The 26,257-nt window shown below is 59.8% G+C and carries 23 protein-coding genes; 22 read left to right on the top strand and 1 reads right to left on the bottom strand.

Annotated features, from left to right (window positions below; genetic code table 11):
• Positions 1-4 precede the first annotated feature (4 nt).
• The 8 genes from SH292x_RS17530 to SH292x_RS17495 all read left to right on the top strand — a co-directional run bounded on the left by SH292x_RS17530 (position 5) and on the right by SH292x_RS17495 (position 8,089).
• On the top strand, positions 5-238 hold the full coding sequence (locus tag SH292x_RS17530; RefSeq protein ID WP_442482312.1) for a hypothetical protein: 234 nt from the start codon (positions 5-7) through the stop codon (positions 236-238).
• Positions 239-491: 253 nt separating this feature from the next.
• Positions 492-707, top strand: coding sequence for a SlyX family protein (locus SH292x_RS17525; protein WP_442482311.1), 216 nt, complete (start codon positions 492-494; stop codon positions 705-707).
• A gap of 195 nt (positions 708-902) precedes the next feature.
• Positions 903-3,011, top strand: a complete 2,109-nt coding sequence (locus SH292x_RS17520) for a DCC1-like thiol-disulfide oxidoreductase family protein (protein WP_442482310.1) — start codon at positions 903-905, stop codon at positions 3,009-3,011.
• 33 nt (positions 3,012-3,044) lie between these two features.
• Entirely contained in the window at positions 3,045-3,797 is a 753-nt protein-coding gene (locus SH292x_RS17515) for a (Fe-S)-binding protein (RefSeq protein WP_442482309.1), read from the top strand.
• Between the two features lie 106 nt (positions 3,798-3,903).
• Positions 3,904-5,292: a lactate utilization protein B gene (locus SH292x_RS17510; RefSeq protein WP_442482308.1), complete on the top strand. Its 1,389-nt coding sequence runs from the start codon at positions 3,904-3,906 to the stop codon at positions 5,290-5,292.
• A 45-nt stretch (positions 5,293-5,337) separates the two neighbouring features.
• On the top strand, positions 5,338-5,946 hold the full coding sequence (locus SH292x_RS17505) for a LutC/YkgG family protein (protein ID WP_442482307.1): 609 nt from the start codon (positions 5,338-5,340) through the stop codon (positions 5,944-5,946).
• 124 nt (positions 5,947-6,070) lie between these two features.
• Positions 6,071-6,877: a DUF1338 domain-containing protein gene (locus tag SH292x_RS17500; RefSeq protein ID WP_442482306.1), complete on the top strand. Its 807-nt coding sequence runs from the start codon at positions 6,071-6,073 to the stop codon at positions 6,875-6,877.
• A gap of 66 nt (positions 6,878-6,943) precedes the next feature.
• Positions 6,944-8,089: a saccharopine dehydrogenase C-terminal domain-containing protein gene (locus SH292x_RS17495; RefSeq protein WP_442482305.1), complete on the top strand. Its 1,146-nt coding sequence runs from the start codon at positions 6,944-6,946 to the stop codon at positions 8,087-8,089.
• 16 nt (positions 8,090-8,105) lie between these two features.
• Here SH292x_RS17495 and hemP read toward each other — a convergent pair whose 3' ends face one another.
• A complete protein-coding gene (gene hemP, locus SH292x_RS17490; protein ID WP_442482304.1) occupies positions 8,106-8,237 on the bottom strand; it encodes a hemin uptake protein HemP in 132 nt (43 codons plus the stop codon).
• A gap of 431 nt (positions 8,238-8,668) precedes the next feature.
• Between hemP and rpsD the strand changes: the two genes are divergently transcribed.
• From rpsD to SH292x_RS17420, 14 genes are all read left to right on the top strand, one after another.
• A complete protein-coding gene (gene rpsD, locus SH292x_RS17485) occupies positions 8,669-9,277 on the top strand; it encodes a 30S ribosomal protein S4 (protein WP_442482303.1) in 609 nt (202 codons plus the stop codon).
• 81 nt (positions 9,278-9,358) lie between these two features.
• Positions 9,359-10,117 carry a PEP-CTERM sorting domain-containing protein gene (locus tag SH292x_RS17480; RefSeq protein WP_442482302.1) on the top strand — a complete coding sequence of 253 codons (759 nt, stop codon included), beginning with the start codon at positions 9,359-9,361 and terminating at the stop codon, positions 10,115-10,117.
• A gap of 168 nt (positions 10,118-10,285) precedes the next feature.
• Positions 10,286-11,617, top strand: coding sequence for a PEP-CTERM sorting domain-containing protein (locus tag SH292x_RS17475; protein ID WP_442482301.1), 1,332 nt, complete (start codon positions 10,286-10,288; stop codon positions 11,615-11,617).
• 2 nt (positions 11,618-11,619) lie between these two features.
• Positions 11,620-12,573, top strand: coding sequence for a DUF1559 family PulG-like putative transporter (locus tag SH292x_RS17470; RefSeq protein WP_442482300.1), 954 nt, complete (start codon positions 11,620-11,622; stop codon positions 12,571-12,573).
• A gap of 128 nt (positions 12,574-12,701) precedes the next feature.
• Positions 12,702-13,154 (top strand): Fur family transcriptional regulator, encoded by a 453-nt coding sequence (locus SH292x_RS17465; RefSeq protein ID WP_442482299.1) that lies wholly within the window; start codon positions 12,702-12,704, stop codon positions 13,152-13,154.
• A 102-nt stretch (positions 13,155-13,256) separates the two neighbouring features.
• The gene (locus SH292x_RS17460) at positions 13,257-13,658 is read left to right on the top strand and encodes a hypothetical protein (RefSeq protein ID WP_442482298.1); all 402 of its coding nucleotides are present in this window, start codon (positions 13,257-13,259) and stop codon (positions 13,656-13,658) included.
• 91 nt (positions 13,659-13,749) lie between these two features.
• Complete coding sequence (locus SH292x_RS17455) at positions 13,750-14,829, top strand: DUF1559 family PulG-like putative transporter (RefSeq protein WP_442482297.1); 1,080 nt, start codon at positions 13,750-13,752, stop codon at positions 14,827-14,829.
• Positions 14,826-15,764: a hypothetical protein gene (locus SH292x_RS17450; RefSeq protein WP_442482296.1), complete on the top strand. Its 939-nt coding sequence runs from the start codon at positions 14,826-14,828 to the stop codon at positions 15,762-15,764. Before SH292x_RS17455 ends, SH292x_RS17450 begins: the two co-directional genes overlap by 4 nt.
• A gap of 64 nt (positions 15,765-15,828) precedes the next feature.
• Positions 15,829-16,533: a PEP-CTERM sorting domain-containing protein gene (locus tag SH292x_RS17445; RefSeq protein ID WP_442482295.1), complete on the top strand. Its 705-nt coding sequence runs from the start codon at positions 15,829-15,831 to the stop codon at positions 16,531-16,533.
• A gap of 993 nt (positions 16,534-17,526) precedes the next feature.
• Positions 17,527-18,339 carry an all3515 family Zur-repressed PEP-CTERM protein gene (locus tag SH292x_RS17440; RefSeq protein WP_442482294.1) on the top strand — a complete coding sequence of 271 codons (813 nt, stop codon included), beginning with the start codon at positions 17,527-17,529 and terminating at the stop codon, positions 18,337-18,339.
• A gap of 80 nt (positions 18,340-18,419) precedes the next feature.
• Positions 18,420-19,688: a GTP-binding protein gene (locus SH292x_RS17435; protein ID WP_442482293.1), complete on the top strand. Its 1,269-nt coding sequence runs from the start codon at positions 18,420-18,422 to the stop codon at positions 19,686-19,688.
• A 300-nt stretch (positions 19,689-19,988) separates the two neighbouring features.
• Complete coding sequence (locus SH292x_RS17430; RefSeq protein ID WP_442482292.1) at positions 19,989-20,540, top strand: sigma-70 family RNA polymerase sigma factor; 552 nt, start codon at positions 19,989-19,991, stop codon at positions 20,538-20,540.
• Positions 20,537-21,952, top strand: a complete 1,416-nt coding sequence (locus SH292x_RS17425; RefSeq protein WP_442482291.1) for a FecR domain-containing protein — start codon at positions 20,537-20,539, stop codon at positions 21,950-21,952. Before SH292x_RS17430 ends, SH292x_RS17425 begins: the two co-directional genes overlap by 4 nt.
• 137 nt (positions 21,953-22,089) lie before the next feature.
• Positions 22,090-26,205: a dockerin type I domain-containing protein gene (locus SH292x_RS17420; RefSeq protein WP_442482290.1), complete on the top strand. Its 4,116-nt coding sequence runs from the start codon at positions 22,090-22,092 to the stop codon at positions 26,203-26,205.
• The last annotated feature ends 52 nt before the right edge of the window (positions 26,206-26,257 follow it).

Below are 26,257 nucleotides of genomic sequence, written 5' to 3'. Positions count from 1 at the left end.
AACGATGGTGTCCATCAATGTCGACAACTTGACCGAGCTACAGCTCGCAAGCAATCCTGTAGCGACCATTTGTAGTCAAACGGGCGTGCCTATCGGGCGTTTCCTCTCGGAAACAGCATTTCACCGGTTGGTTTACGATTGGGCCGCTGCAACTATGTCGGATGAAGAGCTTGATCGGCGTCGCGCAGAAGGTGGGGGTCGCGAGCTCGCAGAGTTCTGGCAGGAGATGGGGCGCTGATGCCCTACAGCGTACTATGGATGCCATCGGCTCTTGCCGAGTTAGCCGATATCTGGACAGATTCAACAGACCGACGCGCCGTCGGGGAAGCGGTCGACGAGTTAGATCGCTTGCTGAAGTTTTCGCCGCTAGAGTTAGGCGAGGCTCGTGACCGCGCTAGGCGGATGTTATTTTTGCCTCCGGTCGTGGTGACATTCGACGTTTCCACTTCTCACAAACTTGTCTACGTACTTCGGGTAAGTGACATCACGCGATGAGTAGTCACGATCGTCAAACTCGCCTCGAAGAAATCCTCGCCCATCAGCAGCACACGATCGACGCGCTGCATGAAGTCGTAACAGGGCAGGGGCGCGAGATCATGCAGCTCACGCTATTGGTCACGAAACTGGAGGCGAAGGTCAAAATGCTTGGCGAGCACGTCCAGCAGTCGGGAGACGATTTGCCCCACGAGCGACCGCCACATTACTAGGCCAATTGGTTCGCCACCAATAGCCCATGACGGAAGTCTTGGGCTTTTCTTCGCGACATTCTCGAAAAGCCCTCGACTTCCGTCGAGGGCTAGGGCTTTAACGGAGGTAGAGAGCACCTCCTTCCTGGACTCGCGTAAGGGGTGAACTACAATCGGTATATTCCCTGCCCCCGCCCTCCGTTCCCCGCCCGCCCCATGTCCGAGCCTCGACCAAGTCTCTGGCAACAAGGGGGTCCCTGGCGACGATGGGTGCTTGTGGCGCTCGCCGTAATGTGGCTCGGGGCGATGGCGGTGAGCTTTGTCGCCGTCCCTAAGTTGATTCTGGACGGTTACGACGGCACGAGCTTCGCCGCGGTGAACCAAAAGATCGATTCGCATCGTCGATTTGGCGAAGCGATGGGCGAGGACCGCAGTCGCGCGTTTTATGAAGCATGGGCGTCGGGCTACTCGTGGAAGGCTGCCGCGCTGGCAACGCTGCTGTTCGGAGCCACCGGAGCGTTTGTCGGCATTGCCGCGCTTCGCAATCAGTTCTGGCGGTTCTTGTTTGCACCGGTAGCGCCGATCAATCTTGCCATCTTTCGCATCGTGGTTTTCGCGATGCTGTTGTTGTGCTTGCTCAACGAGCCGATCCTCGAGTATGCCGCGTGGCCGCGCGAGAATTTTGACTGGCCGAGTTTCTCGGGCCCACTGTTCGAGCGACTGCCGATCAGCGTCGAGGTCGTCGAATGGCTACTGCCCATTGCGATCGCAACCACGGTGATGACGATCGCCGGCGTGTTCACGCGAACCTCGGCGTGGGCGAGCGTGATCCTGGCGATCTACCTGCTGGGTATTCCTCAGTGCTCGGGCAAGGTGAATCACACGCTCCACCACGTGGTGCTGTTCGGTATCCTCATCGCTTGCTCGCGGTGTGGAGATGCACTCTCTATTGATTCGATTTGGCAAGCCATTCGGCGAGCCGATCGAGGTCAGGTCGCGCGCGTCGTCCGCTCCGTGCGCTACGGCATGCCAATTCGCTTTGCGATGCTGGTGCTCGCGCTCACTTATTTCTTTCCAGGATTCTGGAAGGTCGCGCGGAATGGACTCACCTGGATCTTCAGCGGCAACTTGAACAACCAACTGCTGCAGAAGTGGTTCGAACTCGAAACTTTCGAGCCCGTACTGCCGCTCTACGACATCCCCGGCTTTACGGCCATGGGGGCTCTGACCGCCGTCGTGATGGAACTCGGCTGGCCACTCGCGGTGCTGTGGCGACCGACGCGGCTTATCTGGGCCGGGCTGGGACTGCTGTTCCATAACATGACCCGCCTGCTGATGAACATCAGCTTCTACACGATGCAAGCCATGTACGTGATGTTCGTCGACTGGGATCGCGTATTCGCTTGGATCGGACGCCGCATGTACCGCGAACCGATGGTCGTACTCTACGATGGCAACTGCAAGATGTGCCGGCGGACGATGTCGATCTTGCTGACGCTTGATTGGCTGCGTTTGATGAAGGGCGTTAGTGCGTTCGACCGCCAACGAATTGATAGCCTTGGATTAGGACATTTGGGCGACGATGCCTTGATGCGAGACATGCATGCGGGCGAGCGCCAGGCCAATGGCGAGTGGCGCGTTACCAAAGGTTACGATGCCTATCAGCGAATCGCTTGGCGAGTTCCGATTTTGTGGTTGACGCTTCCGTTTGTCTATTTGCCACCCGTCGCCGCAATTGGTCGCCGTATTTACCGGCATGTCGCTGATACGCGGGCGTGCAGTGTGCCAATTGGCCCCAAGAAGGGCGAGAAAACGTCGGCAGCCGTCCGTTGGTCCGCGGTTCCGCTGGTCGTATTCGCAATCGCCATCCTCGCCGGTCAGATTGTGCTGGGTTTCGGTCGCCTCTCGGCGGCCTGGCCGATTGCTTGCTACCCGCTGTTCGACACCATGAGCACGTCTACAATACTTTGGCCCGAGTTCGAGGCGGTTTCGGCCGATGGTCAGGCGGTGCCGCTGGACGACGATCCACTCCGCGACCACTTCACCGAGTCTCGTTACGTGCCGACGTTCAAGAAGTTCGTCAGCTACAAACCGGCGAATAGCAAACAATCCGGACAGAACGATGGTGCCGAACAGGAAGAACTGGTAAGCATCGTCCGGGCGTTCGTTCCGGTCTGGCTGGATGCGGGGTACCTGGAAGGCTCGCCACCGGAGAAGGTGTCGGTGTATATTGCAACCTACGAATTGACGGGCCCTCGCCGGCCCGCGAAACCCACCGAGCGGAAGCATCTGCTCGACCTGCCGTGGAGCGACGTCGCCCCGTGACGCGCTGCCCCGGCTCCCCCTGATGGACGCAGCGTGAACGTCGGACTTTTCATCCCTTGTTACATCGACCAATTCTTCCCACGCGTCGGCATGGCGACGGTGGAAGTGCTCGAACGCTATGGAGCGACCGTCGATTATCCGGCGAACCAAACCTGCTGTGGCCAGCCGATGGCAAACACGGGATGCACCGACGACGCCCGGCCCGTAGCCCAGCGGTTCCTCGATCTCTTCAGCAAGTACGAATACGTCGTCGCGCCGAGCGGAAGCTGTGTGGCGATGGTTCGTCATCACTACCACGATCTGTTGCCCAACGACCCGCGCGTCGAACGTGTGGCGGAGCGAACGTTTGAGCTCTGCGAGTTCCTAACCGATGTTGTTGGCGTCGAACGTGTTGAAGGAGAGTTTCCTCACCGCGTCGGTCTGCACAACGCGTGTCATGGACTTCGAGAACTGCGGCTCGGAAAGCCCAGCGAGGTTATGTCCACGCCGTTCAACAAGGTCGCCCGATTGCTCGCCGGCATGCAGGGTATTCGCTTGGTAGACCTCGAGCGGCCCGACGAGTGTTGCGGGTTTGGCGGCACATTCGCCGTGGCCGAAGAAGCGGTGAGCTGCCGGATGGGGCTCGACCGTTTGGCCGATCATCATTCGGCGGGAGCCGAAGTCATCGCCGCCGCGGACATGTCGTGCCTGATGCACCTCGGTGGGCTTGCCCGCCGCCAGCGGATGCCGATGTCGACGATGCACGTTGCGGAGATCTTCGCGGGATATCCGATTCCGGAGAGATGAGTTGATGGCTGAATTTGTGTTGTGAGGAACGGATTGTTACCACGGCCCTTACGGGCCCCGCTCGCTAAGTACTGCCCACCGCCCACCGCCCCCGCCCACTACTCTTATGTCGCACGCCACCGAAGCCACTAAGTTTGTCGCCGACGCCGAGCGGACTCGCTGGCATGACGAGACCATTTGGTTCGTGCGCAAGAAACGCGATCTCGCCGCGGCAAGCGTCCCCGAGTGGGAAATGCTCCGCGACAAGGCATCGGAGATCAAACGGCATACCCTTTCCAAGCTCGACGAGTACCTCGAACAGTTCGAGTCCAACGCCCAGCGCCATGGAGTTCACGTCCATTGGGCTCGCGATGGCGAGGAGCACAATCGCATCATCCTCGACCTGCTCCAAAAGCGCGGCGTCAAGCTGATGGTCAAAAGCAAGTCGATGCTCACCGAAGAGTGCGTGCTTAACCCATATCTGGAGGCCGCCGGCATCGAAGTGATCGATACCGACCTGGGTGAGCGAATCGTTCAGATGCGGGGCGAACACCCCAGTCACATCGTCCTCCCCGCCATCCACATGAAGCGGCAAGAAGTGGGCGAACTCTTCCACAAAGAACTTGGCACCGAGGCGGGCGTCAGCGAACCCAACTACCTCGCCGACGCCGCCAGACATCACCTTCGCGAAAAGCTGCTCGCCGGCGGTGCGGCGCTCACCGGTGTGAATTTTGGCATCGCCGAAACGGGTGGCATCGTCGTCTGCACCAACGAGGGCAACGCCGACCTTGGCACCTCGCTCGCCCCGATTCACATCGCGTCGATGGGCATCGAGAAGCTCATCCCACGCCTGGAACACCTCGGCGTGTTCCTGCGATTACTTGCTCGGTCTGCAACCGGTCAACCGATCACGGCTTACTCGTCGCACTTCCACTCGCCCCGCCCGGGGCAGGAGATGCACATAATCCTGGTGGACAACGGCCGCAGCGGTCTCATGGGGCAGAGCGAGTTCAATCGCTCGCTCAACTGCATTCGCTGCGGTGCATGCCTCAACACGTGCCCCGTGTATCGACGCAGCGGCGGACATAGTTACCACGCAACCGTCGCCGGGCCAATCGGGTCAATCATCAATCCGGCACGCGACCCAGCACGCTACGAGAGCTTGCCGTTCGCCTGCAGCCTGTGCGGATCGTGTACTGAAGTTTGCCCGGTGAAGATTCCGCTCCACCACCAGTTGCTGGCGATGCGAGGCGAACTCGCTAAGCGAAAGCTCGTACCGCTGAGCAAGCGGGCCCCGATGTCGATGGCGAAGATTCTGTTCATGAGGCCAAGGCTGTACCGACTCTTCGGACGGCTCGCGCGATGGTCGCTCAGGTGGACGCCCCGCGTACTCATTTACAACCCGCTCAACGGTTGGGGACGCCAGCGCGAGTTGCCCCCCGCACCGCTCGAATCGTTCAGCGAAGCCTACGCTCGCCGCAAAGCCGAGACGCCGAAGCCGACAGAGAAGCGTTAAACCCAGCCAGCCTATCCTCATTCCAACGCCACGAACCGAACTGCCATGAGCGCTCGCGACGAAATCCTGAAAGCGGTCCGCGCGAATCGCGCAGCGCCGATGGAACTGCCTTCGATGAGCGAGGCGTGGCAGACGTTCGAGCATCCCTTGGAACATTTTCGCCACGTTCTGACCGGCATTGGCGGCACGAGCGAGGTACTTCGCGACCGAGCGGCAGCCGATGCTTGGCTTAACGGTCGTGACGATTACAACAACTCCGCCAGCGCCATCTCGCTTGTTACCGGCGTGGGCAAGTCCACGATGGACTTAAACGAGCTGGCCGAGCCGCACGGCCTATCGCAACTTGATTGGGCCGTACTGCCTGGGGAATTTGGAGTGGCGGAGAATGGCGCGATCTGGGTGACCAGTGAGCCGACGCGCCACCGCGCGGTATACTTCCTCTGCGAACACTTGGTGCTGGTCCTGCCGGCGAGTCAGGTGCTGCACAACATGCCTCAGGCTTACGAGCGAATTGCGGGCCTCGGCATGGGCGATCAACTTCACTTCGGAACCTTCATCGCCGGGCCCTCGAAAACCGCCGACATCGAGCAGTCGCTAGTCATCGGCGCCCAGGGCCCGCGGTCGTTGGACGTGCTGCTGCTTGAAGCGGAGTAACACCTGCGCATAAGGGATGGAAAACGCGATAGCGGACGCGGCGGCGTGCGAGTAATTTATTACTTATCGCTGGTCGCACTCACAAACACTTACTAAACCCACCCACTCACTAACCACACCCAACATGACCCGCGACGACTTCTTCAGCGCCTTGTGGACCGACTATGTGGCAATGGCTCCCCAGGCCCAGCGTATTCGCGATGCGTTCGTGTCACGTGGCGAGCGTGTGGTGAACGATCACGTGGCCTTCCGCACGTTGGGCCTTGAGCCGATTGGCATTGCCCGCCTCGAACCACACGTCCTCGCGCTCGGCTATCGTCAGTTGGAGCCGTACGAGTTTCCGGACAAGAAGCTTCGCGCGTTCGGCTACGTATGCGACGACCCCGAGGCACCCCGGATCTTCCTGTCGGAGCTGAAAGTCGAGGAACTCTCGCCCCGCTCGGCGGCGATCTTGAAAGAGTGCGCGGCATGGGTCGACTCGGCAGAACTCTCCGAGCCCGAAGTGCTCTGGAGCGGCCGGTTGTGGGACCCCATTTCGTGGGAAGACTACCAAACGCTTGTCGCCGAGAGCGAGTACGCAGCATGGGTCGCCACGCTCGGCCTGCGTCCCAATCACTTTACGATTGCCATCAATTATCTGCAGAAGACCACCAGCGTCGAGGAAGTGCTCGGCGTCGTCGAGTCGTTGGGCTACAAGGTGAACGACTCGGGCGGACGTGTTAAAGGCACGCCCGAACAACTGCTCGAGCAAGGTTCCACGCTTGCCGACCGCATGGAAGTCGAGTTCGCCGACGGCCAAGTGCACGCGGTGCCGACTTGTTACTACGAGTTCGCAAAGCGGTATCCCGACGCAAGCGGCAACTTGTTCCAAGGTTTCGTCGCCACGAGCGCCGACAAAATTTTCGAATCCACCGATACCAAGAAGAACTAACGCACGACCAACCAGGCGACTTACCGACGGGGGTGCAAGTTTCGCAGGCCAACAAGGACGAACACCGTGGCAAAACAGACTAACATTGGCATTCTCGGCGCCGGCAAGATCGGCCGCGCCATCGCACGTATTCTGCACTATTCGGGCGACTATTTAGTTCGCGTGGGCGACCAATCGGACGCCGCACTGAACGCGATGGTCACCGAAACCCCGGTGGAAACGCAGGTTCTCGATGTCTCTGACACCCAGGCCGTTGGCGAGTTTCTAAAGGGTCTCGATGCGGTTGTTTCCGCGTGCTCGTTCGACGTGAACGAAGGCATCGCCCGTGCCGCCCACAAGGCAGGCATCAGCTACTTCGATCTAACCGAAGACGTCGCGACCACCGCCGCCGTTCGGTCCATCGGCGAGCAAGCCGGCAGCGGGCAAATCTTTATGCCACAGTGCGGCCTCGCTCCTGGGTTCATCGGAATCCTGGCGTTCGATCTCTGCAAACACTTCGAACGACTCGATCGCGTGAAGATGCGCGTCGGCGCGCTGCCACTCTATCCCGACAACATGCTCAAGTACAACTTGACTTGGTCGACCGATGGCCTGATCAACGAGTACTGCAATCCGTGCGAAGCCATTCGCGAAGGGCAACGTGTTTCGCTACAGCCCCTCGAAGGCCTTGAGCAGTTCGCGCTCGATGGCGTCGACTACGAGGCGTTCAATACCTCCGGTGGACTTGGCACGTTGTGCGAGACACTGGAAGGGCAGGTAAAGGATCTCGATTACAAGACGGTCCGCTACGTTGGTCACCGCTACTTGATGAGCTTTCTGCTATCCGGCTTAAGGTTCCACGATGAGCGGGCCCTGCTGAAGAAGCTGCTCGAAGGTGCCGTGCCTTGCACCCATCAGGACGTCGTGCTCGTATTCAGCACCGTCACGGGCTGGGTGAATGGCGAGTACCAACAGCTGTCCGATGCTCGCAAAATCTACCATGGCGATATTCACGGCCTGCAAGCGAGCAGCATCCAAATTACTACCGCCACTTCCATGTGCGCGGTGGTCGATCTGTGGCGAGAAGGGAAGCTTCCTGAGCGAGGATTCGTTCGTCAAGAGGACGTGAAGCTGTCGGAGTTTCTCGCCAATCGCTTTGGTGCGCCTTACGCCAAGGCGACTCAAGTTCGCGCACCGATCGCCAGCGACTCGCGACCCGAGCTCCAGCCTTAGCGCTCGGCGGCGTTCCTCACTTCTGCAGAATGAGCTTGCCATTCTTCGTGGCAATGAGCCGGTACGCTTGGTTCGCGTGCAGGATGATCACCACTTTGTCTCCGCGCAGCAGTTCCTCGGAAGTGACTTTCCGAGGCTCTGGCGGCATGGGCGTGGGGGGGCGCGTACTCTGGTCCATGGGCTCGCGTTATTCCTTGCTCTTCACCCGCCAGCGGATCATCTCTGGCGGCGGGAAAAACTTGCCGAATTAATTTTGACAGGGCTTGTTGTGTAAAAGGCGAGTTGCTATCTTATTGCTATTGAGACTGATTATCAATAACACCCAGAGGCTTTTCTCGGGGGTTTTTGAAAAATCACCTCCCTGAGTTCCCTCCCAGGCCGCTCGCCACCAGGCATCCAACGCCTCCCGCCAGCAACTCCGGTCGCCCACCCCGCGTGCGGCGCGTGCCCTCCCCCGGCACTCTCTCAGGCCCGTTCACGGCTATCCGTTCACGGCTATCCGTTCACGGCTATCCGTTTACGCCACAACTGTGCGCAGGCTCTATGGCGCTCGTGCGCGCTTAGTTCAGGAGTACTTCGATGTCCCGCTACACCGGTCCCAAGGCACGCATCAATCGTCGACTGGGTGCCATTATTTTCGAAAGTGCAGGTGCCGCGCGAGCCTCCGAGCGACGGAACTCGCCCCCAGGCATGCACCCCGCTCCGCGCAAGCTCTCGAAGTACGGCGAAGCCATGCGGGAGAAGCAGAAGATTAAGTACTACTACGGCCTTGGCGAGAAGCAACTGCGGCGGCTCTACGACAAAGCCCAGCGGATGCCCGGCAACACGGGCGAGAACCTGCTGATCCTTTGCGAACGCCGCATCGACAGCGTAATTCGTCTCGCCGGTCTTACGAAGACTCGCCCGCAAGCCAGGCAGGGTGTGGCCCACGGGCACTTCCTGCTCAATGGTCGCCGGCACAACGTCGCCTCGGCACAACTCGGCCCTGGCGACGTGGTCGACGTGCTTGGCCGCACCGGTCTGTTCAATCTCTACCGCAGCTGCATGGCCGAGAACGATGGCCGATCGGCTGATTGGCTCAGCGTGGACGAGCAAGCGATGCGCGTGACCGTTCTGCGGGTGCCAACGATCGACGACGTCACGCTGCCTGTGGACGTCGGCAAAGTCGTCGAGTTGCTCTCGCGGTAGTGAATGGATTGTTGGAATTGTTTCTGTTCCCGAAGTAGCGACGGGTTCTTATCGCTGCAAAACAACTTTGAGGATCGACTAATGTCCAGCGTTTCTTTCCATTTCAATCGTGTGCTCGTCGCGGCCGCCCTGTTGGGCCTGACCGTTTCTGCCGCTTCGTCGCACGCCGCGTTTGTCAGCAATGGGCTGACCGGCAACACCGACTACGATGGTTGGGTCGACCTGCGGGCGGGAACTCCCGGCCTTAGCAGCGCCACTTTAGCATCTGGTTTTGGTTCCAACGAAGTTGGTTCGGGCGACGCGGTTCTCACCCGCACCGGTGGCGCTCATTTCCCCGCCAGCTCCAGTCTTTATTCGTTCAGCGTCGATTCGACCTTCCAGGTTGCAGAGGCAGTACCTCTGGCGGACGTGAAGACCATCGTTTTCTCGATCCTCACTTGGCCGAGCGTTGGCGATGGCAGCACCGCAGCTGATGCGCTGAGCGGTCTCCCTGTGCTCAATCTCAATGGCGGTGCGCAAGCGATTGCCGCCGACTACACGGGCGTGGAGTTCTTCGGCGCTGGCAGCCTTGGTGGTTTCGATGTGGATACCTATGCCTACACGTTTCAGTGGGACGTGACCTCGCTGGGTGCTGTTAGCTCCTTCGATGTCGATTGGGGACAGCGCGTTCACGCCGGCGTTGTGGGAGTTCAGCTTGAGCAGAGCGATGTGTTCACCGTGAGCACCGCTACCGCTCAGGTACCCGAGCCCACCACCATCGCGATTGTTGGTCTCGCCGGATGCGGACTTCTGGCTGGCCGACTGCGTCGTCGTTTCGATCGCCAAGTTCGGTTGTCCTAAGGGTAGCGGACAACCGGCCGCGGGTGCTGGAGGTTCAGTAGGCGTTGGCCAATTGGCTCACCGCATCTCACCTCGGCATCCGCTGTTCTCCGCCAGTGGTCAAGCTACTTGGCCCTGGCGGAGATTTTACTTTCGCATTCCTCCTTTATTTCGCGAGATCAATTTGCCATGGACTGCAAGATCTACATCCTAGCCAGTGTGTTGCTGCTCACAGGCATTGCGCTCACTCCCGCCAGTGCCGTTACGACAACCCACAACAACCCGCACCCCGACATCCAGATGTGGTCGTACCCCGCAGGGTCGGCGAACGGTGCGGGGGCTGTTCGTGATCGCGGAGCCATCTTCTCTTCGTTCTCCGCTACCGATCTCGAAACGGGCGAGCCCGTCTTCTACCAGGGCGACGGCCTCTCCCCCTCGCGACGCGGCACGTTCCTCATCGCGAGCAACACCTCGATGGATATCCAGCCAGGCCTCGCCCCGCAACGTTATCAGGTCGAGTCGCTTCGCATTACCACCACGCTGCTGGGAAGTCTGATCTACGCCGATGGCGGCATGGTGCTTCCTTACGACAATACACTCGATTCGGCAGAGTCCATCACCATCGGCTCGGACGACGATGCTGGTCATCCGATTGAGATGTACGGCATTGGGCTGCAAGGCGACTACGAGACGATTGGTTTCGATACGACACCCGTCGACAACGCGTTTCAACTCGGCGATGTTCGCTGGCGGCGTTATCGTGAAGGGGAGGCGGGCTACGATCCCGAAGTTCCGCCAGCGTCGCAGGCGACTGCTCCCTATCAGTTTTTCGCGATCGACGCGGAAGGTCGAGACGTCGAAAACTCGATCAACGGTGGCTACAGTGCCACCGAGCCGAGTGGCGAGACGGATCGGTTCACTCCCACGCCCTTCGGCATTGGCAAGCTCTACGATTCGGAAGGAGTGGAGCGAGCACCGGGCTCTCTCACCGACACCGGCGATCAGTTCGTGTTCGAGCCGGACCTCACCAACCCGGGAATCCTTGCTTACGTTCAAAATAGTTTGGCAGCAGGGCATCTTGGTTTCAGCTTCTCATCGATGGATCAACCCGCTGGGCACGATGGAACCATCGCGTATCCTGACTTCTATCTGGACGACCTCGACATCGGCTACAACTCCGACGGCGCGGCTCCGCGGATTGAGCTCAATGTTTCGATTCTCGATCCACTGCAACCTGGCGACTTTGATGGCAACAACCTCGTCGACGCCGACGACTACTCGCTGTGGAAACAGCAGTTCGGCACCGCGGGGCCCGAAGCCGATGGCAATGGCGACGGCGTCGTGAATCTAGCCGACTACACGGTGTGGCGAGACAACTTGAGCGCTCCGGCGCTGACGGTGTCGCACTCTTCGGTAGTTCCTGAACCATCTAGCGTCTTTATCCTTTCGTTGGGTGTGGTAGTGGGCTTCTGTGGCTGGGTGCGTTGGTACTTGGGCGGAAATCTGGCCACGGAGGACTAACTATGAAACGCACGATTGTCCGCGGTGGTTTTACATTGGTCGAACTGCTGGTGGTGATTGCCATCATTGGAAACTTGGTCGCTATCTTGCTGCCCGCGATTCAGTCGGCTCGCGAAGCCGCTCGTCGATGCCAGTGTCGCAACAACCTGAAGCAAATTGGATTGGCGAGTCTCAACTTCGAGAGCACACACAAAACTTTCCCGCCCCCTCAGGTTCTTCCCGAAGGAGGCGGGCTGGTCGGTGGCAATGGTGGCAACTATGGACACCTCGGAAGTGTGTTTGTCATGCTGCTGCCCTATCTCGAAGCGGGGAACCTGTACGACGCCTACAGTATTGAAGAGGCACCCTCGTCGGCCACCAATCGGCAGTTCACCTCCGGGCCACTTGCTGCGTACATGTGCCCGAGCATGCATCTGCCACGACACGTTCCCGACCCATGCGGCGAGTCGCTGGGGCCGGGGAGTTACATGCCGAGTACGCGCGTTGCTTACGGAACGCCCGGCGTACTCGATGGCGCGTTCGATAACCCTCCGGGAGCGAACGAGCGGTACAAGCTCGGTGCCCAGCGAATCACCGACGGCCTGTCGAACACGCTGCTCGTCGGCGAGACGAACTACGGATTGGAAAACTACCGCTGGAGCGAGCACTCGTCGTCCGGGTGCCACGCGAATGGCGGGCCGTGCTATGGCGACTTCACCTGGGCGCAAGGCTACTGGCACTACGCGTTCGGCCACACCGGCTGGAATAAGGGACAGCCCTCGCGGTTCCACTTCAATGACACCACCGCTGGGTTCGATGCACGGCAGCGAACCACGTTCCGCAGCGATCATTCGGGAGGCGTTCATTTCGTGCTCCTTGATGGCTCGGTGCAGTGGGTGAGTGGCGACATTGATCGCGACGCCCTGTTCGCCCTCATTACGCGAGCAGGTGGCGACAACGTGGCTGGCTTCGAGTGATTGGTAGGCGTGAGCCAACCGCGGTGGACTTCACACTGCCCGGCCTTGCATTTGCAATGCAGTTGCAATGGCGGTAGAATTCCGACTGGAGTGCACAAGTCGTCGCACTCGCGCCGCCGGAGCTTGTGATGAAGTCCACCGCCAACGAATACACGGTCGCCTGGGCCAAGGGAGTGCTGAAAAATGCCGGGCTGCGAAGCACCGCGGCCCGCGTCGCCGTGATGCAGCAGCTCGCGGCCGCGCATCGACCGGTGACGCACGCCGAAGTGGTCGATTTCCTGAAGGATTTCGGCTTCGACCAGTCCACCGTATTTCGTTGCTTGCAGGAACTGTCCGAGTCGGGGCTGGTAAACCGGCTTGATTTGGGCGACCAGACAAGGCGGTTCGAGCTTCGCACGGGCACTGGCCACGACGAACTCGAGCACCCGCACTTCATGTGCGTCGACTGCGGCAAAGTCTCGTGCCTCGAAGACTTTACGTTCAATCTGAACCCGAGCCGCGGCCCCCGTCGGACCCAGCTCGGCGAGATCACCGAAGTGCTGCTCAAAGGGCATTGCGGCAATTGCGTCGCGGGACGCTAGCACCGCACGGACAATTCTATTGCAATCGAATTGCAAATAGGCAATAATGCCATCTGTCCCAATTGTCGGGGCGAGTGCAACGCCGTTTTTCGAAGGACCAGCGTGAATTCCTGGCTCTCCAAATCGATCACCCTTAGCTTGGCCGTATTCTACGCGCTGCTGGTGTCGTTTGGTCACGCGCTCCACTCTCACGGCGATTGCGAAGTGGTTTGCGACACCGCCGAGCAAGTTTGCTCCTGCGGCCACCATCACGAGCCCGCTGACACTTCTGACGACTCCGCCGACACTTCCGGCTGGCGTGCGGCATCGAACGACGATTGCTGCGACGACTGCGCCGCTTGTGAGTTGATGAGTCATCTGAAGGCTGCTCATCACTCGATAGAGCTGTTGTCGGTTACCAGCACGCTCGCGTGCGAGTGCACCACCGAGTACCAAGCACCTCTCTGTTCTTCTAGTCATGAAGCCTGGGCCCCGCGTGGTCCACCGCTGGCGTTCTCTGCCTAGCCGTGCTTTGTGTTGAGTGCATCCATACTTGCGGACGCGCTCCCCATCGATCTGAATTCCTTGCGCACGTTGCGCAGTCACGAGGATTCTCATGCGCCATTCCCGCGCGTTTACGCTCGTCGAGCTGTTGGTGGTGATTGCCATCATCGGTATCCTGGTTGCTCTATTGCTTCCGGCTGTTCAAGCAGCTCGGGAGGCGGCGCGGCGTATTCAGTGCACGAATCACTTGAAGCAGCTCACCCTCGCGCTGCAAAACTATCACGGTGCTCGCGGTGCGTTTCCGGTGAATCAAACGGGCAGCGGACGTGCGAGTGGCAGCAACTGCGAGCCTGGCTTTTATAGCTGGAAGGTGCAGTTGCTCCCCTACATCGAACAAACGCCGCTCTACGACTCCATCGATCTCAAGGCCAATATGTCGGGGGCGTGTGGCAGCGGCGCACCGATTGACGCCACGCATCGCAACGCAGCGGCGGCGGCTACCGTGGTTGACGCGTTCCTCTGTCCGTCGGATGTCACTGCGGCAATACCCGCCAACGTCATGGGCACGGCAAATCCCGCTTCCGATAGTTACGCCGGCAACGCGGGCTGGCCAAGTTCCGCCACGGGTTACAACGGCGAACGCGCGGCTCCGGGTCCTCACAATGGGGTGATCTCGCTCGCCAATCCTGGTAGTCCCGCCGCGTGGCATCCCAAGGGCAAGGTCAGCATTCGCCGGATCACCGACGGCACCTCGCACACCGCGGCCGTCTCCGAGCGGCTCGTGCAGGCGGGCACGACGCTCAACGAACTTCGCAACGGTCCCGAGAATCTCAAGTCGTACCACGTCACCGGCTCCGCTCGCACGCTGTCGATGCTGCGAGATCGCTGCGACGCTGGATCGACGCACTCCGATCCCGTCGCCTCGGCTTACTTGGGCCGGGCGTGGATTTCCGGTTGGTCGCCGACCGCTCCGACTTATATGCATCTCAATACTCCGAATACGCATCACTGTCATTTTCAAAACGCGGATCCCCATGGCGATTTCGCCGTCACTCCCACCAGCCATCACTCGGGGGGCGTGAACGTGGCGATGGTGGATGGGCACGTCGATTTCGTGAACGACGATATCGAGCCCGCCGCGTGGTGGGCCCTCGGTAGTCGCGATGGTGGCGAAAGCGAGCACCACGAATGATGAATTCGATTCGATACTCCATCGCTCTGTTGGCGATGATCGCGATTGCTAGAACCTCCATGGCTCAGAGTGGCCACGCCGACATTGTGTTCTGGTACGAGGGCGACAAGATCGTGACCGAGACCAGCAACGGCCTCAACGTCGGCACGGGCGTGTTTGCTACTTCGGGATTCACTCAGCAGTACGACACGAATCCAGGATTTATCTCTGAGACCGATACGGGGCAGGGCATCGGATCGGGAGACGGCATTGCGTACAACGTGCTGGAGCCCCTGAAGTTTTGGAATGGGACCACTTTTGCTCCCGCGGGGGACGGAGTGCAACTTCGGATCGACAACTTCCTCGGTCCCGACACCATTGTGGATGACAACAGTGGTTTGCAGCCCGGCAGTCCGGGCTCTCCGAACGTCAACTTCATCAAGCAGGCGGATGGCGCTGGATACTTTCATGGGCATCCCGAGTACTTTCTCGAGCCGCTCGATGGTCCGACGCCCCCGTTTGGCGCTTATGGTGTGAAGCTCAGTTTGACGACAACTGCCGTCGGTGTGGCGAATTCGGATCCGTTCTTTGTGGTGTTCAACTTCGGACTCGATACCACGTCGTTCAATGCAGCAGTGCAGGTGTTCGCCGACTTGCTCCAGGGCCCTCTTCAGCCGGGCGACTTCAACGGCGATGGGCAAGTGAATCTCGCCGACTACACGGTGTGGCGTGACCACCTCGGTGGCGACGAAGAACTCGGCGTGCTCAGCGGCAATGGCGATGGCGGAATGGTTACAGGGACTGATTACGACCTTTGGAAAACTCACTTCGGCACAGGTGCCGGTGGCTCGTTGCAAAGCTCCACTCGGGTGGTTCCTGAGCCGACTTCGATGTGGCTGGCGATTCTGGCAGCAACCGGCATCGTTATCGCTCGTCGATTTGCAAGACAGCGCTAGCGATCCAATCGCGCAGGCATTCTGTATCAACTTGATTCTCATAATTCTGTAGGAGAACGATCTCATGTTAAGAACTCACTCTCGCATCTCGGCAATCGCATCAATTGGCTTTGCTTCGCTGCTCGCGGCGAGCACCGCCTCTGCTCAGCACGATCACGGCGATGTCGACTTCAGCTACGATTCGGGGAAAATCGCCATCGAGTTTGGAGACGAAGGTCGGGTGTTTGAGGGTGAGTTCGTTGGTCCTGATTCTGGGTTCTACAAATCGGAGGATCCTGGCTTTGGTTCGGAAGTCGACGAAGGCCTTGGTATCGATCCGCTCGATTACATCGGTTTTAATGTCCTGGGTCCGCTTGTGTTCCACGATGGAAACTCCTTCGTTCCGACGTCAGCGACCCTGACCATCGAAGGTGCCGCCAACACCGATGTCGAGGTAAGCAGTTCAACGATGAGCGGAAGTGGGTTGGTCGGGCGTGCGGATGCCGGAGGGACGATTCACTCGCACATCGACTTCGTGCTTGCTGATTCTGCACCGATTGGCGCTTACGGCTTGCTCCTTTCGCTGAGTGCCTTTGATGAGTTCGGCCAGCCTAAGCTGGGCGTTGCTGACTCCGATCCTTTCTACTTAGTGCTCAACCGCGGACTCGAAGAAGAAGTCTTCGAAGGTGCCGTGGGTGCGTTTGCTGCCCAGGTTCCCGAGCCGACTTCGCTTGCCCTCCTTGGCGTAGGCCTGGCGGTTTGGGCCGTGCGTCGTAAGCGTGCTGCCTAGCCCGCGGCTTCTGCCGGAACTACCGGCCGATCGTCATTGAGTTTTGTCGCACCTTGTGGAGTATTTCATTGGGTGCGACAAAACTCTTTTTCTTGCGCCCGGGAGTTCGGTCGTAAGATGCTTGCCTGCTTCGAGTTGCATTGTTGAGTGCAAGGTGCCTCGACGGAGTAAAGTCGCAGGGGTAAACCGCAGGTGCGACATTACGAATTCGGGAGGCGGAATTCGGAGTACGGAATCCACCAGAAGTAGGCCGTATCAAGCCTGCGCCGCGTGCGGCAATTCACGCTTTACCCCATCGCCCCCAAGACCCCCGGGTGCCTGGGGTCGAGCTCCGCGAGCCCCCAGTTTCTAGCTTTTTGTTTCCTCCTCTAAAGTCGCTGTAAATGCACATAAACCCACCAATCGGTGGACATGTGCATCAGAACACAGGTCGAGCGCGCTTTCTAGTCACTTTTCTGAAAAAAGTGAAAATAGTTCTACAGCGGAATTCATTCCGTTTTTCTCGCGTTTCTTCGAGGCCAACGAGGCCTCTCTTGCTAGAGCACTAGGTCTGGGTTCCCTCCTGCGCGGGAAGGATGAACGTGGCTGTTGCTCCTCCCCAAAGCGAAAGAATGCGACGCGGATTGGGCAGGATGAACGCGGATCGTTACAGGCCTTGATCCCAGTCATTGGCTCTACGTGCGTCTACTAAGAAAAGGTTAGAGGACAGTGTGCACTCCCACCGCGTGACTCACCTTTTCTTTAATTCTCCGTGGATGCACTTGCAACGCCATTGCAGGAGTGTATATTGTGCAAAGTGGGTTGAAGAGCGTTCTGTCAAAGTGTGGACGCACGCTTTGGATGGAGCGAATACCATCAGCCCCAACGCCGTCGCTACGGCGTGCCAAGGATCCGCGTGGTCATGCAAGGGCCCGCTTGCATTGCGGATCGGTTTGGCACTCGATGTTCGCGACGTGCGTCTTTCTCGTTTTAACTTCAACTAGGAGTGTGCTCATGTGTCTTAAAGTTCTGTCCGCGGCGCTACTGCTCGCTCTGGGCGTCGGGTCCACGGCGTCGAGTGCGGTGCTGGAGTACTACGTTGGTATCGATAGCCGCACGACCCCGTTCACCGCGCCGGTCGGTGTGGGTGGCGGTGCCTATCCCGACAATCCCAACTTCGGCCGTTTGACGATGCTGTACGCCCACGGCAATCACTATCACGGCTTGGGTACCTACAACTACAGCGGCCCCTCGGCCACGCCGACGCTCAATTCGACGAATGCGAACAATCGTTTTCCAGAGATCTCCTCGTTGCAGGATCCGCTGCCACTGACTCCTGGAAGTGGCGTTTACGTGGGGAAGAACGTGACCAAGGCGCTGCCAGGTGTCGACTTCTCGAACCTCGAAATCCAAAGCGTCCACTCGCTGGCGAATTCGGGCGTGCCGGAGATCGAGACGCTGTACCGCAGCAGCACGAACCGTTGGGACGGCGCGTTTGACACCGCTCATATCCATATGGAACTCGTGAGCGTCAGCTCTCCTTGGCTCAACGTCGGTACGCCGACCGATCCGCTGGCGTTCGCGGGTGGCGATGCTCACCTGGGCGATGGCAACGAGCTGTTTAGCTTCACCCCCGTGCTGTGGGTAGATGGCGACGCTCCTGGCGGCGATTACTGGGCCGAGTTCCGGTTAGTGGACGAGTCGGGCACGTTCGCCGACTCGGGAACGTTCTTCATCGACGTGAACCAGGTGCCCGAACCCTCCACGCTGGCCATTGTTGGCATGTCGCTCGCCGGCGTGCTGGTCCTGCGTAAGCGGTTTGTGTAGTCCGTGAACTCGAACGGGCCCCGCGGCAGGCGTGTCCCGCCGCGGGGCATTGTTTTTGACCCAACAAACTGGAGATTGCAATGACAAGTCGCCTTCCGGTGACGGTGCTTTCTGGCTTCCTCGGCGCTGGCAAGACCACGGTGCTCAATCATGTGTTATCGAATCGAGCCAATCTGCGCGTCGCGGTGATTGTGAACGACATGAGCGAGGTGAACATCGACGCCGCGCTGGTGCGAAGCGGTACGGCCTCGCTCAGCCGCACCGAAGAGCGAATTGTCGAGATGACCAACGGATGTATCTGCTGCACGCTACGGGAAGACTTACTTCTAGAGGTGGCAGAGTTGGCCAGGGATGGCCGTTTTGACTATCTGTTGATCGAGTCGACGGGTATCAGCGAGCCGATGCCAGTGGCCGAGACGTTTACGTTTGCCGACGAAGAGGGCCAAAGCCTGTCGGATATCGCCCGGTTGGATACGATGGTGACGGTTGTCGACGCCGGCAACTTTCTGCTCGACTTCGGCTCGGAAGAAGACCTCGTAGATCGCGAGATCGGACTCGGCGAAGAGGACCGCCGGAACGTGGTCGATCTTCTCACCGATCAAATTGAGTTCGCCAATATCCTGCTTCTGAACAAGTGCGATTCGCTGAGCGAGGATCAGCGGCGGACGGTGGTTGGCGTGTTACGCAATTTGAATCCGAAGGCGCCGATCATCGAAACCGTTCGAGGCGCTATCGACCCGCGGGCCATCTTGGCAACCGAGCTATTTTCGATGGACGAGGCGAGTGCCCAGCCTGGTTGGCTCGAAGTGCCGCGTGGTAGCGAGCAACCCGAGACCGACGAGTACGGCATCACGAGCTTCGTATACCGCGCTCGACGTCCGTTTCACGCAGGACGAGTCTGGAACATCCTCGACTTCGAAGAGGGTGCCCTCGCTGGTGTGCTGCGTTCGAAAGGCTTCCTGTGGCTCGCTTCGCAGCACGATCAAGCGATGACTTGGTCCCAGGCAGGGGTGTCGGTGCAGATCAATCCTGTCGGCAAGTGGTGGGGCGCGGTGCCCGAGGAGGAGTGGCCCGAAGACGTGCCGGAGAACGCCGAATTGTTGCGGGATATTCGGCAAGACTTCGACGGTCCCTACGGCGACCGTCGGCAGGAGCTGGTGTTCATCGGCATGGAGCTCGACCGGACTCGCATCGAGACGCTACTCGATTCGTGCCTGCTCAGCGACGAGGAAATGGCGGCGGGTCCTGAGGCTTGGGCGCGGTTCGACGATCCGATTGCCGAGCTGACGTCACTGGTTCCCGAGATGGAAGTGACGCCGGCTGAGGCGAACACGCCAAACATGACCTAAGCATCCGCGATGGCTGCGGTCGCTCAGTGGTGACTCACTTTGGCGGTGTGATGCGGAAATGCGCACCCCACCGCCTTCTCGTTTGCGCGGTGGATAGAATGGAACCTCGGCCCAAGGCGGTTTGGGTCGGCGAATTCCGTTTTCTGGCCTCTTGGTCCAGCGATTCGCATTTTTCTTGTAAGGTTCCCTTCCCGTTCTGGAAGACGGCGTACGTACAGTTTGCGAAGCGTGGCGCAGCCGCCCCGGCGTGCTAGTCGTCGCGTCACCAAGTTGGTGCTGGCTTGTCGCTCTGGTGGTCTTATGCGCCCCGACTTTCTCCAATCGTATGGCGAACAGCGTGTCGAGGAGTTCGCGCGGCTGCTGGTGGAGAACAAGCGCAGGTTGCATTCCTATATCCTGACCCTAGTGCCCAACTGGGCCGACGCGGAGGAGCTGGAGCAGAAGACAGCGATCATCCTGTGGCAGAAGTTTGATAGCTACGAAAGCGGGACGAGCTTCGGGGCGTGGGCGTGCCGAATCGCTCGACTGGAGATCAATAACTTTCGCCGCGTGCAGGGTCGCTCGAAGGTGAGCTTTAGCGACGACCTAGTGGCCGACTTGGCAGCGGTCAGGGCTTCGCGCGAAGACGAGTACGATGCCCGGCGGGACGCGTTGCGGCAGTGCATCGAGCGACTGCCGGCAAACGACGGCGAACTGATTAAGCATTGTTACGGCAGTCGGGTGCGGACCGCGACGGAAGTCGCGCGAGGCTTGGGCAAGCCCGCTAACACGGTGAGTAAGTCGCTGGCTCGCATCCGCCGGCGACTGTTCGAATGCATTCAGCGACGTCTAGAAGCGGAGGGGGGCTTATGAATCCAACCAAAGAACACGAGCTGCACCGCTTGGCGTCGGCCGTCTGTGGGGGCACGGCGACGGACGGGGAGCTGCGCGACCTTCAGGAGTTGCTCGAAGGGGATCAAACCGCACAAGAAATTTACGTCGGCTACTTGGAGATGCATAACGCGCTGGCCGACATTTTGTCGGAGCAGCCGCAGACCGAACTGGCTTCGCGGAGTCGGCGGCGAGCGCCATCGAGTGGTCGCACGCTAGGCTCTGGGAAGTGGGCGCGGTATCGCGAAGCGCTGGCGTGGGGCGTCGCCGTGGCGGCTTGCGTGCTCTTGCTGTTCGCGTACTCGGGCCGCGACGTTGACAAGAAGCAGCCGATGCTCGCGAAGATCGAAGAGCCGGGTGGGCTGGCGGCCATTGAGCTGGGCCCCATTCGTATTGGTCCAGGCACCATGGAAGTGAAGCTACCGAAGGTCGGCACGATGGTCGTCGACGGCCCGGCGGAGATGGAATGGCTGTCCCCCAAGCACCTGAAGCTCGACAGCGGCAAGATCAAGATGCACGTGACCGAGAAGGCCGGCTACGGCCTGCTGGTGACGACGCCGCACGGTGTCGTGAAGGACTTGGGGACCGAATTTGGTTTGGACGCCACGCAAATGGAGGCAACAAACCTGGTGGTCTTCAATGGCGAAGTCGACCTCTCGATGCCGCGGATGAGCGATATTCCACTTGTCCAGCGGTTGAAGCAGGGGGATGGTGTTCGCTTCTCGGGCAATGGCAAGTACGACCGCCTGATGTCGATTATCACTCGCAAGGTGGGAACGTTTAGCGCTCCCGAAAGCATCGGCGACGATTCGTTGCCGACCATCGTCAACGTGACGGACGACTTATCGACCAGCAGCACAAAACACTACTTCGAGATCGTGGCCGGTGGGTTTGGCGAAGACATGCGGGCGTACGTCGATCGCATTTACGAATGGAACGGTATGAACCACCAGGGACTGCCAGACTTTTTGCTCGGTGCCGACTACGTGAAGACGTTCAACGATTGTAAACAGCAGGACTTTGAGATTAACGTCGAGGTGTCGCGACCGTGCCAGCTCTACGTGCTGTGGGACGAACGCGTGCAGTACACCGAGTGGCTTACTGCCGACTACGAGCGAATGGAGTACCTTGTCGGGCTCGACGAATCGCATCGGCCCGACAAAGCTGGCCTGCGAGACACGACGCTGGGTGTCGGACCCGGTGAAAGCATCACCAATACGTTTTCGGTTTGGCGACGTGAAGTCAAAGAGCCGGGAACGATCGTCATGGGTTCGCTAGAATCCACGACCGATCACTGCAACCTCTACGGCATCGTGGCGGTTCCGCTGCCACAAGGTCGTCCCGAGCTGGGGACCTCCCACACGCAAGTGATTCCACTGGCGGTACTGCCCTAGCTCTCCAGTATTTCCCACCAATTCCCTCTTGTTGAAGCGGCATGCCGCTTCGCTCCGAGGAGGGTACGCACTCACGGTACCCAAGAATTAGATCGAACAACAACGTGATTCCAATGGCATTGAAGGAGGCGTTTCTAATGAGGCTGGTATTTTCAGGCGCGACGGCCCTGCTGATTGCGTGTAGCGTGCCGGCGGTGGCCGCTACTTTTCTCGATAACTTCGATACCGATACCACGGCGAACTACACCAGCACCGACCTGCTGTCGAACAACGCGGGAACCGGGGCCGTGGTGCGTGTGATCGATGGCGGGGACTCGGACAACCTCGTCATCACCAATCCAACTCACACGGCGGGGGCGCTGCAGACCTCGTTTATGCACAACACCGCGGCACTGGCGATCGGCGAAACCGTCCTGCTCGACGTGAACGACGCCACGCACGGCAGCCTCGAGGTGACTGGCCTGATCGTGTCGCGGCTCAATCCCATTACGACGAGTGTTGCGCCCGGAGGGGGCGATGGTCGCACGACGGCCGATTTTGTGACCGCCAGCTTGCGCTTCGGGACCTCCTCGTTTCAGTCCGAGCGTTTCGTCGCCGGACCATCAACGCAGGTAACCGTGACTCCCCCCGACTTCACGCAGGTGAACGGCGTCTACGTGCAGCGCATTACGGAAGACAATTTCGCATTCGGCTACGTCAACGCGGACGCCTCGCTGACCATGGCGGGGCAGTACGACAACGCGGCCTTCGGTCCTGGCGGGGCGTTCGTCGGTGTGTACTCGGACATTCGATCGAATACTTACTCGGGGACGGTTGATAACTTGCGGATCAACTCGGTCGCGGCGCCTTTTGTGTCGATCGATCGGCAGACCGGTCAGGTGACGCTGTCCAATGCGAGTGCTACGGGGGCTGGCATTCTGGGATACGAGCTCAAGTCGCTTACGAATGGCTCGTTCACGCAAACCGGTTGGACCTCGGTGAGCGACAACTATGACAAGACTAGCGCGGGCGGGGCAGGGCCGCTCGACTTGAACGACGATTGGATCAAGCTCACCACCACGGGCGATGCCCACGATCTGTCGGAGTACAACTTCAGCGTCACCCCTGGCGACGCAGCGACGCTTACGAACGCCAACGCGGTGAATCTTGGTAACGTCTGGTTGCGGACGCCGCTGGAAGACGTGACAGCAAAAATCAGCCTAGCGGACCGTGTGATCAGTGTCCCCGTGGTCTACACCGGCACGAAGATTCTGAGTGGCGACTTCAACGGCGACGGGCTCCTTACCCCGGCCGACTACACACTGTTCTTGGGGGGACTCGGTTCGAATTTCACGGGACTGTCGCTGGCCGAAGCGTACCTAAAGGGGGACCTGAACGGCGATCTGAAGCGTGACTTACTGGATTTCTCCCTCTTTGAAGTCGCCTACGACACCGCCAATGGTGCCGGTGCGTTTGGGCTGATTGGCACGGTGAGCGTGCCCGAGCCGAGCAGCGCCGTGCTGCTGGTTCTGGGTGCCATCGGCTTGGCGACTCGACGCCGAAAAGCTCTCCGCTCGCTGACGCGACGCGCTGCAATGCTGCTGGGCGCAATGGTCCTAGTCGCGGGGACCGCGAGCGCGGCTCCGTTCCTCGACGACTTCAGCATCGACTCGACCGCCGACTACAGCAGCCGCGCGGTATTGGGGCGTCAGGGGAGCGTTCTTCCCACTACCACTGTCGTGGGGGGCAAACTACAGGTAACCAGTGCGGGGTCGGGCAACTTTGTCACGCAGTCGCTCATCTTGCACGACACCGCGACGCTCGGTGCAGGCGAGCGACTGACGGTCGACATCGACATGCTCGGTGGCGCGTTTGGTGGTAGTGGCTCGGAGATGTTTGGACTCGCGTTGTCCGCGGGTTTCCAAGTCGGTGTGCCACTACCAAGCAGCTCCACCACTAACGTGGACGTGCGTGACGATGAGTTCTCATTCTTGTTTGGTGGCTTTCGCAACTCCGGCGGGCGTGACGTGTTTCGTTCGGGAGGCTATGTGGCGGTTGATGGAACGAGCCCTGCGGAAGAGAGCATCGACCAAGGCGTTTCGGCCAGCAATACCGATGCGGCGCTTGCGAACATTCGCAAGCTGTTCATCGCTCGTTCGGCGACCGCAGCGAACGAATACAGCCTGGGCTGGATTGACAACCTTTCGGCTCCACACGTTGTACGCACGCTGACCATGGATCTCGGAGCGAACCCGCACATCGGTTTCTTCACCGACACTCGCAATGCCTCCTTGAATCAGTTGGTCGACAACTTGCAGGTGGCAGCGTCGCCCGCATTGCAACTGGGCCTGCTTGTTGATCCGACGACTGGCCAGATGCGTATCGAAAATAACACCGAAGCGGGGGTTTCGATGGACTCCTACCAGATCACCAGTGCCCTCGGAAATCTCGACAAGAATGGTTGGACGAGCTTGTTCGATCAGAACCTAGCGGGCTTCCCGGCGGGCGCGACGCCCACCGATCCCAACGGCTGGGTCGAAGCCCCCAACGCCGGCACCGGGGAGCTCGCAGAGTACTACCTGAACGACGAGGCCAGTCCGTCGACCATTGCCGTCGCCGGAGGGCTCAACCTGGGCAGTGCCTACAACGGAACGGGGCAGGCCGACGACCTCGTGTTCTTCTACCACAACTCGGCGACGGGCCAAGTGGTTCAAGGGACCGTCGCGTTTGGCACCATCGAAGGACCGTCGGTCCCTGGCGACTACGACGGCAATGGCCTTGTGAATGCGGCCGACTACTCGATTTGGAAGTCGGCGTTTGGATCGAACGTTCCCGTTGCGGGTGATGGAGCGGATGGCAACGGCGACGGCGTTGTGAACTTGGCGGACTACACGGTGTGGCGTGACAACCTGGGGGCAGGCAGCCTCGGGGCGTTGCAATCGACCACGAGTGTCGTCCCCGAGCCGACCACGGCGCTGCTGCTGGTCGGAGGGCTTGCCGTGGCCATGATGGTCCGCGCCGGGGGGCGACGGACCCATGGCCCGCTGGCCTGCGTACTGCTGCTACTCGCTGCTGCAAGTACAGCAAGCGCTGCGCGTCACCTCGATCGCGACTATCGCCTTGGCGACGATGCGGCCGAAGGCGCGTCGGCTGGCACCAACGTCGATCTCGATGGTTTTGGCTTGGCGACCTACGACTCGAACGGTGTCCCAGACGAAGGCAACTACCAGGACATCGACTCTATCGGTGGCGATCCGGCTTACGTCAATGTGGCAGGTCGCCCGTTTGCAAACGGCTCGGTGCTGGGCATCGAGTTCGACGGCAACGATTACTTGGCCCGCAACAACGACGCCAGCCTCAGCCACTTCGGCGGGCTAGGCAATCCTCGCAACAACCCGCCACAGAATCCTTACGACAACTTCGCCAACATTACCACGCGCGGCCTTCAGCTCTGGGCTCGCCCCGCGAGCAGCACCGGGGCACGGCAAGATTTAGTGAACGACACCTATCAGTTCGGCGTCCACATCACGGCGACCAACACTTGGGGCATGACGTGGGGATCGCTCTCCAATGCCACGGCTGGCAACGTGACCGATTCGACGACGGCTGTGGCCTTTGGTCAGTGGACCCACTTGATGCAGCATTCGTTCGGCACCGACGGTGCGGTGCTCTACGTCAATGGCGTGGCCGTCGCACAGTCAGGATTAGATAGCGGGCGTACCTACACGTCGCACGCCGCGGGGGCGAATCTGGATCTGACGCTCGGCGTTGGGTTGGACAAAGCGTCGAACTTCTTCACCGGCACGCTCGATGACGTCGAAGTGTACGTCGCCGGAAACAACACGGGCGTCAGTCCCGTGAACGCCAACATCACGCAGCCCGGCCAAGATTGGGGCACGTTTAATATCGCCACCGACAACGAGTTTATCGCGGCCACCTTGGCTGGCAAGGATGCGGGCGACGTGAACCTCGATGGCTTGGTGAACTCGGCGGACGTGACCGCGTTTGTTTCGAACTGGAACTACGTCAACGACCTGGTCGGCGCTCAGGTTGGCGACTTGGTATCGCGCATGAAGGGCGATTTGAACTTCAATGGCCGCGTCGACATCGACGACGCCCTCGTGCTGCATCGCCGGTTGTTGGGTCTCGGCCTCGGTGGGCTTGAGCTCGGGGCACTGCAGACGTCAACCGTTCCCGAACCCTCATCCGCGGTCGCCCTCGCCTTGTTTGGTATCGTCGCCCTGGGCGTACGAACCAAATGGTGGTGCGTTTAGTGTCTGTGTGCTTGGCCGTGGATTCTTTTATGGAAGTCCCATCTCTTCGCAA

Origin of the sequence: Aeoliella fuhlenseeensis, from assembly GCF_052161615.1 — a bacterium.
Classification (GTDB): domain Bacteria; phylum Planctomycetota; class Planctomycetia; order Pirellulales; family Lacipirellulaceae; genus Aeoliella.
The sequence above is the reverse complement of the archived record's forward strand: the minus strand, read 5'-3'. Positions and strand labels throughout refer to the sequence as shown.

Coding starts and splice junctions, on each gene's coding strand:
- SH292x_RS17520 (WP_442482310.1), top strand. CDS start 903: ATGTCCGAGCCTCGACCAAGTCTCTGGCAACAAGGGGGTCCCTGGCGA.
- SH292x_RS17475 (WP_442482301.1), top strand. CDS start 10,286: ATGGACTGCAAGATCTACATCCTAGCCAGTGTGTTGCTGCTCACAGGC.
- SH292x_RS17425 (WP_442482291.1), top strand. CDS start 20,537: ATGAATCCAACCAAAGAACACGAGCTGCACCGCTTGGCGTCGGCCGTC.
- SH292x_RS17445 (WP_442482295.1), top strand. CDS start 15,829: ATGTTAAGAACTCACTCTCGCATCTCGGCAATCGCATCAATTGGCTTT.
- SH292x_RS17455 (WP_442482297.1), top strand. CDS start 13,750: ATGCGCCATTCCCGCGCGTTTACGCTCGTCGAGCTGTTGGTGGTGATT.
- SH292x_RS17505 (WP_442482307.1), top strand. CDS start 5,338: ATGAGCGCTCGCGACGAAATCCTGAAAGCGGTCCGCGCGAATCGCGCA.
- SH292x_RS17510 (WP_442482308.1), top strand. CDS start 3,904: ATGTCGCACGCCACCGAAGCCACTAAGTTTGTCGCCGACGCCGAGCGG.
- SH292x_RS17525 (WP_442482311.1), top strand. CDS start 492: ATGAGTAGTCACGATCGTCAAACTCGCCTCGAAGAAATCCTCGCCCAT.
- SH292x_RS17530 (WP_442482312.1), top strand. CDS start 5: ATGGTGTCCATCAATGTCGACAACTTGACCGAGCTACAGCTCGCAAGC.
- SH292x_RS17440 (WP_442482294.1), top strand. CDS start 17,527: ATGTGTCTTAAAGTTCTGTCCGCGGCGCTACTGCTCGCTCTGGGCGTC.
- SH292x_RS17470 (WP_442482300.1), top strand. CDS start 11,620: ATGAAACGCACGATTGTCCGCGGTGGTTTTACATTGGTCGAACTGCTG.
- SH292x_RS17465 (WP_442482299.1), top strand. CDS start 12,702: ATGAAGTCCACCGCCAACGAATACACGGTCGCCTGGGCCAAGGGAGTG.
- SH292x_RS17435 (WP_442482293.1), top strand. CDS start 18,420: ATGACAAGTCGCCTTCCGGTGACGGTGCTTTCTGGCTTCCTCGGCGCT.
- SH292x_RS17420 (WP_442482290.1), top strand. CDS start 22,090: ATGAGGCTGGTATTTTCAGGCGCGACGGCCCTGCTGATTGCGTGTAGC.
- SH292x_RS17500 (WP_442482306.1), top strand. CDS start 6,071: ATGACCCGCGACGACTTCTTCAGCGCCTTGTGGACCGACTATGTGGCA.
- hemP (WP_442482304.1), bottom strand. CDS start 8,237: ATGCCGCCAGAGCCTCGGAAAGTCACTTCCGAGGAACTGCTGCGCGGA.
- SH292x_RS17450 (WP_442482296.1), top strand. CDS start 14,826: ATGATGAATTCGATTCGATACTCCATCGCTCTGTTGGCGATGATCGCG.
- SH292x_RS17430 (WP_442482292.1), top strand. CDS start 19,989: ATGCGCCCCGACTTTCTCCAATCGTATGGCGAACAGCGTGTCGAGGAG.
- SH292x_RS17480 (WP_442482302.1), top strand. CDS start 9,359: ATGTCCAGCGTTTCTTTCCATTTCAATCGTGTGCTCGTCGCGGCCGCC.
- rpsD (WP_442482303.1), top strand. CDS start 8,669: ATGTCCCGCTACACCGGTCCCAAGGCACGCATCAATCGTCGACTGGGT.